Annotated in this window: 11 protein-coding genes; 7 read left to right on the forward strand and 4 right to left on the reverse strand. The window is 62.9% G+C overall.

From position 1 onward, the window contains the following. From Q0331_RS06070 to Q0331_RS06080, 3 genes are all read right to left on the reverse strand, one after another. A partial coding sequence (locus tag Q0331_RS06070) for a universal stress protein (protein WP_298075558.1) occupies positions 1-480 on the reverse strand: 480 nt, incomplete at its 3' end. Between the two features lie 25 nt (positions 481-505). Next, entirely contained in the window at positions 506-973 is a 468-nt protein-coding gene (locus Q0331_RS06075; protein ID WP_293818385.1) for a MarR family winged helix-turn-helix transcriptional regulator, read from the reverse strand. Positions 974-1063: 90 nt separating this feature from the next. Beyond that, complete coding sequence (locus Q0331_RS06080) at positions 1064-2155, reverse strand: inositol-3-phosphate synthase (RefSeq protein ID WP_298075559.1); 1092 nt, start codon at positions 2153-2155, stop codon at positions 1064-1066. Positions 2156-2345: 190 nt separating this feature from the next. On the opposite strand from Q0331_RS06080, the gene Q0331_RS06085 reads away from it, so the two are divergent. The 7 genes from Q0331_RS06085 to rplI all read left to right on the forward strand — a co-directional run bounded on the left by Q0331_RS06085 (position 2346) and on the right by rplI (position 9051). Further along, entirely contained in the window at positions 2346-2687 is a 342-nt protein-coding gene (locus Q0331_RS06085; RefSeq protein ID WP_297666403.1) for a DUF5318 family protein, read from the forward strand. Then, entirely contained in the window at positions 2680-5409 is a 2730-nt protein-coding gene (locus Q0331_RS06090; RefSeq protein WP_298075560.1) for a transglycosylase domain-containing protein, read from the forward strand. The genes Q0331_RS06085 and Q0331_RS06090 overlap by 8 nt, the downstream gene beginning before the upstream one ends. Next, entirely contained in the window at positions 5390-7123 is a 1734-nt protein-coding gene (locus Q0331_RS06095) for a glycosyltransferase family 87 protein (protein WP_298075561.1), read from the forward strand. Before Q0331_RS06090 ends, Q0331_RS06095 begins: the two co-directional genes overlap by 20 nt. Then, on the forward strand, positions 7116-7298 hold the full coding sequence (locus tag Q0331_RS06100) for a hypothetical protein (RefSeq protein WP_034985176.1): 183 nt from the start codon (positions 7116-7118) through the stop codon (positions 7296-7298). The genes Q0331_RS06095 and Q0331_RS06100 overlap by 8 nt, the downstream gene beginning before the upstream one ends. 141 nt (positions 7299-7439) lie before the next feature. Beyond that, entirely contained in the window at positions 7440-7727 is a 288-nt protein-coding gene (gene rpsF / locus Q0331_RS06105; protein ID WP_035003609.1) for a 30S ribosomal protein S6, read from the forward strand. A gap of 138 nt (positions 7728-7865) precedes the next feature. Then, positions 7866-8516, forward strand: a complete 651-nt coding sequence (locus Q0331_RS06110; RefSeq protein WP_298075562.1) for a single-stranded DNA-binding protein — start codon at positions 7866-7868, stop codon at positions 8514-8516. 82 nt (positions 8517-8598) lie between these two features. Further along, positions 8599-9051: a 50S ribosomal protein L9 gene (gene rplI, locus Q0331_RS06115; RefSeq protein WP_297666379.1), complete on the forward strand. Its 453-nt coding sequence runs from the start codon at positions 8599-8601 to the stop codon at positions 9049-9051. A gap of 1105 nt (positions 9052-10156) precedes the next feature. Here rplI and Q0331_RS06120 read toward each other — a convergent pair. After that, a partial coding sequence (locus Q0331_RS06120; RefSeq protein WP_298075563.1) for an NAD(P)/FAD-dependent oxidoreductase occupies positions 10157-11780 on the reverse strand: 1624 nt, incomplete at its 5' end.

The raw sequence follows: 11780 nt of genomic DNA on the forward strand, positions 1-11780 counted from the left end.
CAGCCTCGGCGTCCGCGGAGCCAGCAGTAGTGGCAGCGGGGCGTAATGCAGCAGTGCATCCGCCGTCGAGCCGATTCGGAAGCGAGAATGCGGCGCGGCGGGGTGGGAGCCCAAGATCATCATGTCGGCGTTGAACTCGGCGGCGGCGTCAATAAGAGCCTTCGTTTCCGAGTGATCAACAGTGACGGTGGAGGGCTCGTCGGCGTCCAGCATCTGCTCCGGCAGCTTGGCCAGAGCGAGGGCCTTCTGCGCGGCAGAGGATACGGCCTCGGATTCCTTTTCGATCCACTCCGAGTAGCTGTCGAACTCCAGCTCCGGCTGCGCCGTCCAAGACCGCGAGATGACCGTGGCGGTGCGCAGGGCAATGGTTTCCGTGCGGGCGATCCAGGCGGCGACCTGCGCAGCCTCATCACCTGCGGATTCGGGGCGCCACGTGAGGAGTAGGCGGAGGGGGTCGGCGGACTTAGGGGTGTTGCTCAAGGAAGATTGCTCGCTAGCTCCAGCTTTAGTGCTGGTCGTTGTTCAGCTTTGCCTCTATAGCTTCAGTGTAGCGGCGCAGAACCAGCTCGATGACAGAGGTGGCGTCTGCAACTTCCTTGAGTTCTTCTTCGCTGAGGCTGTCCAGCATGCTGGCCAGCTGCTCCGCGCGCTCTTCGCCCAGGCGCTCGAGCTCCTCGCGACCCTTGTCGGTGAGGGCGACGCTCACACCGCGGCGGTCGGAGGTGTCGCGCACGCGGGTGACCAGTTCCATCGTCTCCAGCTGGTTGACCGCGTTGGAGGCGGTGGGCATGCGGATCGTCTCGGTCGCCGCGATCTGGCTGATGCGCATTGGGCCGTTTTCCTCGAGAATCATGAGGATCGACAGTTGCGCCATGCTGATGTGCGAGCTCTCCGTTTGGCGGAAGTACAGCAGGTACAGACGCGTCAACGGGAGACGCAGTTTCTTGGCAATTTCAAGAGATGTGGAAGCCATAGGTACTAAAATACAACAGTTTTGCAAGTAAATGCTCATGAGGGTCGCCTAGTACGGCTGTTTTGCCCCCACGCTCCCTGTGCCCAGCGCTTATGCGCCGTTGATGAACTCTTCCAGCTGCGCGCGGGCGACATCGTCCGGCAGCTGCGTCGGCGGGGACTTCATCAGGTAGCTGGAGGCCGCCTCAACCGGGCCGGCCACTCCCCTGTCCAGCGCGATCTTCGCGGCGCGCACTGCGTCGATGATGATGCCCGCGGAGTTCGGGGAGTCCCAGACCTCCAGCTTGTACTCCAGGTTCAGCGGCACTTCGCCGAAGGCTGAGCCCTCAAGGCGGACGTAGGCCCACTTGCGGTCGTCCAGCCACTCCACGTAGTCGGACGGACCGATGTGGACGTTGCGGTCGTGGACCTTGCCGGCCAGCGGGCTTTCCTTCAGGTTGGAGGTCACCGCCTGGGTCTTGGAGATCTTCTTGGATTCCAGACGGTCGCGGTCCAGCATGTTCTTGAAGTCCATGTTGCCGCCGACGTTCAGCTGCATTGTGCGCTCCAGGCGCACGCCGCGCTCCTCGAAGAGGCGGGCCAGCACACGGTGGGTGATCGTAGCGCCGACCTGGGACTTAATGTCATCGCCGACGATCGGCAGGCCAGCTGCGCGGAACTTTTCGGCCCACTCTGGGTCGGAGGCGATGAATACCGGCAGGGCGTTGACGAAGGCGCAGCCTGCGTCGATGGCGCACTGAGCGTAGAAGCGGTCGGCCTCCTCAGAGCCGACGGGCAGGTAGCTGACCAGCACGTCTACGTTTGCGTCGCGCAGGGCCTGTGGCACGTCGACGGGTTCCGCGTCGGATTCGGTGATGCTCTCCTGGTAGTGGCGGCCGAGGCCGTCGAAGGTGTGGCCGCGCTGCACGGTCACGCCGGTGTGGGGCACGTCGGCGATCTTGATGGTGCAGTTCATGCCCGCATCGATGGCTTCGGAGACGTCCTTGCCTACCTTGTCGGCGTCCACGTCGAAGGCGGCGGTCACGTGCACGTCGCCGACCGAGTAGGGGCCGAACTGGGTGTGCATGAGGCCGGGGACGTTCTCGGTCGCGGCGGCGTCGGAATACAGGTGAATTCCCTGGATCAGTGAGGTCGCGCAGTTGCCGAGCCCCACGATTGCGATGTTGCAAGTCTTAGATGTCATGCGGTCAACGCTAGGTTGTGGGCTGGTGAAAACCGCTCTTCGTCGGCAGGTTTACCGATCAAGCCGGGCTGGTTTATCGATCAAGCTTGCGCGCGGTGGGGGTTGTCCGGGCCGTGTTTAGAATGTGGGTGTGTCGATTTCGCGAAGGGTTATTGATAGGTCACTCGATCGCCGTCGCACTCTGTCTCGGGTGCGTGGGGTCGAGCGCTTTGTTGGTGACGCCACCCCGCGGCTCCTTTCGTCCGCGGAGGTTCTAGGTCAGGCAGTCGACCGTCCGTGCCCGGTGTGCGGAAGGCATGATTTAAGGGAAACGCAGTGGATTCACGGCGATGTATTAGGTGAAAAGTCGGGTACAGCGCGTAGTGTAAGAGAGATCAATGGTGTTATTGATGCGCTAGTGAATGTGCAACAGGATGCTGAGTTCTCGATACACACCGTTGAAGTGTGCATGAAGTGTAGATGGAATCACTTGATCCGAGAAGAGCTGATCGGGATCACGATCGACAATCAGGAGACTCGTCTAGTTGAGTAGCGACAAGCCGTCCAAGAACCCGTTCTCCCGCGATGGTGCCGGAAACTCCCGTGCCGGCCGTGGCGGACAGCGGAAGCCGGGGCAACCGGGTAGGCCTGGCCAGGGCCAGGGTGCTCAGTCAGGCAAGCGCCGGGCTGCGAACGGCAACCCCGCGCACGCTAAGCCCACGCGGGGCCGCCCCGCTCAGGGCCAGTCGGGTAAGCCAGGTAAGCCCAGCAAGCCAGGCCAGCCCGGCAGGCGCCGGGCTGCGAACGGCAACCCCGCTCACGCTAAGCCCACGCGGGGCCGCCCCGCTCAGGGTCAGTCGGGTAAGCCCGGCAAGCGCCGGGCTGCGAATGGCAAGCCAGCACAGGGCAGGTCAGCACAGGGCCGCCCAGTGCAGGGTCGTGGCACCAAGCCGGTGAAGTCCGGAGGTTCCCGCCGAGCAGCAGCCGCAGCGAGCGCTGGGGCTGGTGCTGCGGGGGCGGCGGCGTCACAAAGAAAGAGGCCGCAGAACAACGGCCCCAGCAAGAATGGGCCCAACAAGAATGGACCACAGACTCGCGTGAAGAAGAATGGATCCCGCTCAGTGGGCGATGGCAAGCTGAAGGCAAGGACGCGCAAGAAGCGCAGCTGGCGCGATAAGCGCACCCTGCGAAGCTTCTTCGCGGGTCTGGCAGCCGTCATGGCGGTGCTGATTATTGTGCCGCTGGTGGCGTTCTTTACGGCGTATTCGGTGACGAAGGTGCCGGAGCCGGAAGAGCTGGTGAACAACCAGATCTCCTACATTATGGCCAGTGACAACGACACTGAACTGGCGCGCATCGTGCCGCCGGAGGGTAACCGTCAGAACGTCAAGATCGACGAAGTCCCGATGGCAGTTCGGCAGGCCGTGCTGGCTGCTGAGGACCGCGAGTTCTACAGTAACCCCGGCTTCTCTGTCTCCGGCTTCGCCCGCGCGGCGATCGGCCAGGTGCTGGGCCGCGAGGGTGCCGGCGGTGGCTCGACCATCACCCAGCAGTACGTGAAGAACGCGCTGGTGGGCGACGAGTTTAGCCTGAGCCGTAAGGCCAAGGAGCTGGTAATCTCCGCGAAGATGGCCCGCGAATGGTCGAAGGACGAGATCCTCGAGGCCTACCTGAACACCATTTACTTCGGCCGCAATGCCTATGGCATCAGCGCGGCTTCCCACGCCTACTTCGACAAGGACGTCAAGGACCTCACGCCGGAGGAAGGCGCAGTGCTGGCCGCAACCATCCAGGCGCCCTCTGGCCTGGATCCGTGGACCAACCGCGAGCGTGCGGAAGCACGCTGGAACTACGTGCTGGATGGCATGGTCAGCATCGACGCGATGAAGGAATCGGACCGGCGGAACGCCGTGTACCCGAAGGTGAAGGATCCGGCGGAAACCGCGGAGAGCACCCAAGCCGTGGGCACCAACGGCCTGATCAAGACCAAGGTGATTGAAGAGCTGGAGCGCGCCGGCATCACCGAGGAACAGGTGAATACTGGTGGTCTGAAGATCACCACCACCATTGATGCGAAGATGCAGGCCGACGCGGTGGATGAGATCCACAAGAAGCTGGAGGGACAGCAAGAAGGCTTGCGCACCGCCGTGGTTTCGGTGGATCCGAAGACCGGTGGCGTGCGCTCCTGGTACGGCGGCGACGACCCAGTCGGCTTCGATTTTGCCGGGGCGGGCCTGCAGACCGGTTCTACGTTCAAGATCCTGGCGCTGGCCGCATACCTGGACCAGGGCGGCAGCATCTACGACCAGTTCGACTCCTCCCCCGTCATGACCGGTGACGCACAGGTGACCAACGTCAGCGGTGCCAGCTGCGGCACATGCAGCATCGCCGAAGCTCTGAAGCAGTCCCTGAACACCAGCTTCATCCGCTTGACGCAGTCGCTGAAGGGCGGCCCGCAGGACGTTGCCGACATGGCGCACCGCCTGGGTGTGTCCGAGGAGCTGCCGGGCGTGGGCAAGACTCTGCAGGAGGCAAACGGCAAGCCGGCAGAAGGCATCACGCTGGGCATGTATCAGTCCAGCCCACTGGACATGGCCACCGCCCTGGCAACCCTGACCAACGGCGGCACCTACCACCGCCCGCACTTCGTGGAGAAGGTGGAGAACTCCAACGGCGACGTGCTGCTGGATAACACCAACGACGACGGCGACCGCGTGGTTTCCGAGGAAGTCGCCAATGGCGTGATCCAGGCGATGCAGCCCATCGCGGCGTACTCCAACGGCAACACGCTGGCCGGTGGCCGCCCGTCGGCTGCTAAGACCGGTACGGCTCAGCTGGGCGATACCGGCGAGAATAAGGATGCCTGGATGATTGGCTCCACCCCACAGCTATCCACTGCCGTGTGGGTCGGTACCGCCGAGGGCAAACCGATTCACAACAGCTACGGCGGCGTGATGTACGGCGCCGGCCTGCCCGCCCAGATCTGGAAGGGCGTGCTGGACCGTCAGCTGGAGGGCAAGGATGTCGAGCAGTTCAGCACCGGCGCAGCGGCCTCCGGCGGCGGTGGCTACGTCGGCGGCGGAGCTGCCCAGGGCGGCGACAGTGGTTACCAGGAACAGGAGCAAGAGCAGCAGGCAGAGCCGGAGGCTCCGGAACCGGCTGCCCCGCCGGCGCCTGCCCCGCGGCCCGAGCCGCAGCGCCCGGCTCCGGGTGGTGGCAACCCACCGCAGAACAATGATCTACAAGACCTGATCGATGGAATCCTCAACCCATAGGAATCCGGCCGCCGGGAGTCCGGGCGCGGACTCGAGCGCGGAGCAGGCCACGCAACCGGCCGCGGGCCAGCGCGCCGAGCAGCACGCCGAGCAGCGCGTGCTGCCCTCCCGCACCGAGCCGATGGCCCGCGGATTCATCCGCTTCATCGGCGGCCCACCCGGCGCCCACGCCCTCATCGGCCGGGCGAACTGGTGGACTCCCCTGCGCGTCCTGCTCGCCACCGCCGCCACCCTCCTAGTATTCGGTTGGCTGCAAAAGGCACAGTGCATCCGCACCGGCTTCGACGGCGAGGGCAACCCCTTTGTGGACTGGTCCGGGAAGCGCCAATTCACCTCCGCCTGCTACTCCGACACAGTCTCCCTGTATGCGGGTCGCGGGCTGGATAAACTCGACTTCCCCTATTTCACCTCCTTCGTCGACGACGGCGTCACGCGGTACATGGAATACCCCGTGCTCACCGGCCTGTACCAGTGGCTGATGGCCGCGATCGCGCGCCCAGTGGAGGCCGTGTGGAACTTCCTCCCCCTGCCGCAGGCAGCACCCGCGGCGATCTACTTCGGAGTCAACGCATTCTTCCTGGCCCTGTTCTGGCTGATCGCCACAGGCCTGATGACGAAACTCACCGGCAACCGAGTGTGGGACACGCTGCTGATGGCGGCCTCTCCCCTAGTCATCGTCCACGCCTTCACCAACTTCGACCTGCTGACCTGCGCGGCGGCCGTCGCCATCTTCCTTTTCTGGGCCAACCGGCGCCCCGGCTGGGCCGGCGTGGCCACGGGCGTGGGCGTGGCGCTGAAGCTATGGCCCGCGTTCATCGGCGGCGCACTGATTCTGCTGTGCCTGCGCCAACGCGCCTGGGTTCCGCTGGCGAAGCTGGTCGGCTGGACTTTCGCCAGCTGGCTGATCATCAACCTGCCGATCATGGTTTTCGCGCCGGAGGGCTGGTCGCAGTTCTTCAAGCTGAACTCCGAACGCGGTTGGGAAGGCTCGACCATCTATGCCGTCATTGCTCACCTCTTGGGTAATGACGCCTGGAACGGCGTATCCCCCTCCAAGTCCGTCGAAGGCGCTGAAACTCTCAACCTGCTGACAGGCGTACTGCTGCTGATCACACTTCTGGCTCTGGCCTGGCTGGTCATCTTCGCAGCGCCGCGCACTCCGCGGGTCGGCCAGGTGGCGTTCCTGGCCACGCTGGCCTTCATGATCACCAACAAGGTGTGGAGCCCGCAGTACTCCATATGGCTGGTGCCGCTGCTGGTGCTGGCTCTCCCCCGCTGGCGATTGGTCTTTGGCTGGGCGGCATTGGAGACTGTGTATTGGTACCTGCGCATGTGGCAGTTCCTGCCCGCGAACCAGGCAGCACCGCACTGGCTGGTAGATACCGTGACCATCGTCCGGCTTGGCCTGCTGGTGTTCATGGCGGTGCTGGTCATCCGGCAAATCATGGGCCGCAGTCCGGATCCGATCCGCGAGGCTCACGGAAGCCGCGACCCGCTCGCCGGAGTACTGTCCGAGGAACCGGCTGAGGTACAGGATGGCGCGTTGGCCGGAACCAAAGCGGAGGAGTCAGCCGTGGTGCAGGATGGCGCGCCTGCCGAGGCACCGGCGGATGCGCCAACCAACCAGTCCGCGCGCGAGAACGGGAATGGTTTCGGCGGAGAAGTGGGCGTCAATAAGAAAGGCGCCGAAAAGAAAGAGAGCAACGATGGATAACACGACCATAATCATCACCATGGCCAGTGTGCTGGTGGGGTTCCTGTGCGTGGGCGGCAGCTTCGCGAGTTTCATGTACGGCAAGTCGAAGAAGCAGGTATGGACGCTTTTCAGCTTCGCCGTCTTGTTCCTGACCATCGTGCCGGTGGGGCTGGCGGTATTCGTCGCAGCTTAAGGAGTGTGTGGCGCGCGAGGGGGCATTTCTTAAAACGCGGGGGCACCAGGTAGGCTGAGAGAGTTGCTGACGCAACGACCCTCCTGCCATGCCCAAAAGGGGTATGGCCGAAACACAAGACCATAGGAGGTGATGAGGTCCGTGCGTCAATACGAGATGATGATCATCATCGACCCTTCCCAGGATGAACGCACCGTTGCCCCGTCGCTGGACAAGTACTTGGAAATTGTCCGCAAGGAAAACGGTTCCGTGGAAAAGGTTGATATCTGGGGCAAGCGTCGCCTCGAGTACCCGATCAACAAGAAGGACGAGGGCATCTACGTTGTTCTCGACCTGAAGTGTGAGTCGGCTACCGTGCTGGAAATTGACCGCCTGCTCAACATCAACGACCAGATCCTGCGCACCAAGGTGCTGCGGAAGGACCAGTAGCTTTCACAGCTGCAGGCTCCGAACGGACTGTACAGGCACCTTCAAACCACTAACCTAAGCACTGTAACCACTGTAAACTTTTTGGGCTTCTATTCTTTTTGACGCCCACACGTCACCACACAACGTTAGGAAAGAGACATGGCACAGGGAGATACCCAAATCACCGTGGTCGGCAACATCGTTGCGGATCCGGAACTGCGCTACACCCCCAACGGGGCCGCAGTGGCTAACTTCCGCGTGGCCTCCACGCCCCGTCGCTACGACCAGCAGGCTGGTCAGTTCGTCGACGGTGAGCCGCTGTTCTTGACCTGCAATGTGTGGCGCCAACCAGCCGAGAACGTGGCAAACAGCCTGAACAAGGGCGACCGCGTGATCGTGACCGGCCGACTGCGCCAGCGTTCCTACGAGGATCGCAACGGCGAGCGCCGCACCGTCTTCGAGATTGAAGTGGAAGAGGTCGGCCCTTCGCTGCGCTTCGCTACCGCGGATATCAACAAGGCATACCGTGGCGGCGGACAGGGCGGCAACGCTGGTGGTAACGGCGGAGGCTTCGGCGGCGGTAATGCCGGCGGCTTCGGTGGCCAGGGCGGTCAAGGTGGCCAGGGTGGCCAGGGTAATGGTGGCGGCCAGGGTGGCTTCGGCGGGAACGCCGGCAACCAGGGCGGCCAGGGTAATCAGGGACAGAACAACCAGGGCTTCGGTGGCCACAATGCGGCCATGGATGACGACCCGTGGAACTCTGCCCCACAGTCCGGTTTTGGTGATGGCGACGACGAGCCGCCATTCTGATCGGCTAGCTTAAAAGCTGCTGGTCAGCGTTAAATTTCTTGAACATAATTGGTCAAACCAAAGCACAACGAAAGGCTGGATCATGAAGCTGATCCTCACCGCCAACGTTGACAAGCTCGGTGTCCCCGGCGACATCGTAGAGGTCAAGGCTGGCTACGGACGTAACTACCTGCTTCCGCGCGGCTACGCAATTGTTGCTACCCGCGGCGCTGAGAAGCAGATCGAAGGAATTAAGCGCGCGCAGGAAGCACGACAGATTCGCGACCTGGATCACGCACGCGAGGTTAAGGAAGAGCTGGAGAACCTGAGTGGCGTGACCGTAGCGGTCCGCACCGCAGAGACCGGCAAGATCTTCGGCTCTGTCACTGCAGATCAGATTGTTGATGCAGTGAAGAAGGCCAACGGTCGTTCCCTGGATAAGCACACCATCAAGCTGCGCAAGGGCGATGTTAAGGCAACCGGCGTTTACTCTGTGGACGTTCAGCTGCACAACGACATCGTTGCATCCCTGAGCTTCGAGGTCGTTTCCGCGTAACTTCGCTTGGCTTGGTCGGCATTCCGGCCGGCTGGCATTCCAGTTAGTTGATACTTCAGTCGGCTGGCTTGGTTCGGCTGGCTTGGTTCGGCTGGCTTTCCAGTTAGTTGATACTTCAGTCGGCTGGCTTGGTTCGGCTGGCTTTCCAGCTGGCTTGGCTTGCTGGGCTGGCAGGGCTGATATTTCAGCCAGCCTGGCATGACTGGAGTGACATTTCGGTTGGCTTGGCTGGCTGGGGTGACTTTCCAGCTGGCTGGCATCACCGCGAGCTCCTGCGTCCTGTGCCTAGACACCACAGGTCGCGCGATCCGTGCCTAGACACCACAGATCGAGTGCCTAGTGTTTGTCTAGTGATAGGCGCCACTGATCGCGTGCTTAGACACCACGCGATGGCATTCACATTCCGGAGCTATGTAAAGAGCCGCTGAGCTGCGAAGATGCGCGTGCGACTATAACGCACCAGAAAACTTAACTTAGACAACAGCAGGTTGAGGCCCCGCGCATTCGTGCGCGGGGCCTTTTCCGTTGCCCGGTTTATGCTGCTTGGCTGTACTGCCAGGTTGTACTGCCTGGCCGTACTGCTCGACCACACTGCTTAGCCGTACTGCTCGACCACACTGCCTGGCTGTACTGCTTAGCAGCCATCGCCAGCGGCGCAAAGTGTCGGGAAAGTTGCATTTCTCAGGGCTAAATGTCGGAAAAGTTGCAAAACTAAGAAAGTCGTTGAAACCGCGAACGTCAGAAAACTCGCTGACCTGCATGTTTACAAAAGCGGAAATGGTTTGCGATAACGAATTGCAACTTTTCCGACATTTAAGTCTCCGCAACACAGGATTCAGGCTGCGCGGGGCTTCCGCTGGGCCGAAATGTCGCTAGAACGGGAATGCGCCGTCCGGATCAGGCTCCGCCGCGCTTCCGCTGGGCCGAAATGTCGCTAGAACGGGAATACGTCGGCCTCCGCGATGGCTTGCAAGATTCCGCAACGCTCTGACCTGCGCGTTTGCGGTATTGCAAATGGGTGCTTATAGCGCATTCCCGTTCTAACGACATTCTCCCGCCAGCTCCACCATCACCCGGCGCAGCGGCTAAACACGCAGCGCAGCTGCTAAACCCGCAGTTCAGCCGCCCCGCCGCCGCCCTCGCCAGCCGCCAGCGGTGCCGCCGCCTCCAGCGCATCCACGCCGAAGGCCATGTCGTGGGTATTATCCGCACTGGTGTAGGTGCGGCGCTCCTTGATGTAGTCGTGTTCCATCCGCCACGGATCCCCGGCGGCCTGGCGCGGCAGAGTCCCCACGCTGCGCTGGATATAGCCACTGGACATCTCCAGAAGCGGCAGGTCAGCGGGCTCGCCGTCGGGCAGGACCGGGCATGCCCACTGCTCGCCGCGCGAATCCATGTCCTTCCACAGCTGCACCAGGTACCGCGAGGTCATGTCCGCGCGCAGCGTCCACGACTGGTTCAAGTACCCAATGGTGTAGGAGAAGTTCGGCAGTCGATTAGCCATCATGGCACGATAAGCCACCAGAGATTCGGTGGGTACTGGGGCGCCATCGACTGAGAAGTTGGCGTCACCAAAAGCAAGAAGCTGTAGTCCCGTGGCGATCACCAAGACATCAGCCTCGATGTACCCGCCGGAGCGCAACCGCACCCCGCCGGCGTCGATGCGCTCGATGTGGTCGGTGACGACCTTCGCCCCGTCGCGCACAGCCTTGAAGAAATCGCCGCCGGGGGACTTGCAGACGCGCTGGTCCCACGGGCCGTATGGGGGAGTGAAGTTGCGGCGGACCTCGTCGGCGGGCAGGTAGAGGCGGTTCCAGCCGCGGAACACGAGCTTCGCGATGCTGGGGAAGGTCTGGCAGAGGTGGTATTGCGCCATGTCGCGGCCGATGTGCAGGGTGCGCGCCAGGCGGTGGCCGAATTTGCCGGGTTCGGTGCTTAAGCCCAGGCCGACGAGGGAGCTGATCGTGTCTGTCTCCGGCAGCGGCGCGATGTAGGTGGGGGTGCGCTGCAGCATTGTGACGTCCGCGCCCATCGAGTGCAGCGCCGGGACCAGCGTAATTGCCGTCGCGCCGGAGCCGATCACCGTGACCTTCTTGCCGCGCACGTCGAGGTCGCGGGGCCATTGCTGTGGGTGCAGGGCGGTGCCTTCGAAGGTATTGACGCCCTCAATCTCCGCCGTGAACCCTTCAGCATGGCGGTAGTATCCGGTGGCGAAGTGGAGGCGGCGCGTCCACGTGGTGATGGTCGGCTGCTCGGGGTTGGCGGAGGCGGCGGAGTCAGAGCCGTCGGTGCCCTCGGAGTTGGCGTGGCCGGGGCGGCCGACGCGCATGGTGACTTCCCACAGGCCGCGGTCGGTGTGGAAGTTCACGGATTCGACCCATGTGGATAGTTGCAGGCGGTCGAGCATGCCGATCTCCTGGGCGGCTTCGCGGCAGTAGTCGCGGATCTGCTTGCCGGAGCCGAGGGTGCCTTTGTGCGGCCACTTCTTGAATGGGAGGGAAAAGGTGGCCATGTCGGAGTCTGAGCGGATGCCGGGGTATTGGAAGGTAGCCCAGGTTCCGCCGACGTCGTAGTTGGAGTCCACGGCGGCCCAGTTCCAGCCGGGGAAGTTCTTGTTGACGTGGTAGGCGAGGTCGATGCCGGAGAGGCCGGCGCCGACGATGAGGAGGTCGAGGGGGCGCTCGGCGGTGGCTTCCGTGAGTGCGGGGAGGGTGGATGTGGATGGGTTG

The sequence above is a fragment of the uncultured Corynebacterium sp. genome (genome assembly GCF_937999985.1).
In the GTDB taxonomy this organism is placed as follows: domain Bacteria; phylum Actinomycetota; class Actinomycetes; order Mycobacteriales; family Mycobacteriaceae; genus Corynebacterium.

Coding starts and splice junctions, on each gene's coding strand:
- Q0331_RS06075 (WP_293818385.1), bottom strand. CDS start 973: ATGGCTTCCACATCTCTTGAAATTGCCAAGAAACTGCGTCTCCCGTTG.
- rplI (WP_297666379.1), top strand. CDS start 8,599: ATGAAGCTGATCCTCACCGCCAACGTTGACAAGCTCGGTGTCCCCGGC.
- Q0331_RS06100 (WP_034985176.1), top strand. CDS start 7,116: ATGGATAACACGACCATAATCATCACCATGGCCAGTGTGCTGGTGGGG.
- Q0331_RS06095 (WP_298075561.1), top strand. CDS start 5,390: ATGGAATCCTCAACCCATAGGAATCCGGCCGCCGGGAGTCCGGGCGCG.
- Q0331_RS06110 (WP_298075562.1), top strand. CDS start 7,866: ATGGCACAGGGAGATACCCAAATCACCGTGGTCGGCAACATCGTTGCG.
- Q0331_RS06080 (WP_298075559.1), bottom strand. CDS start 2,155: ATGACATCTAAGACTTGCAACATCGCAATCGTGGGGCTCGGCAACTGC.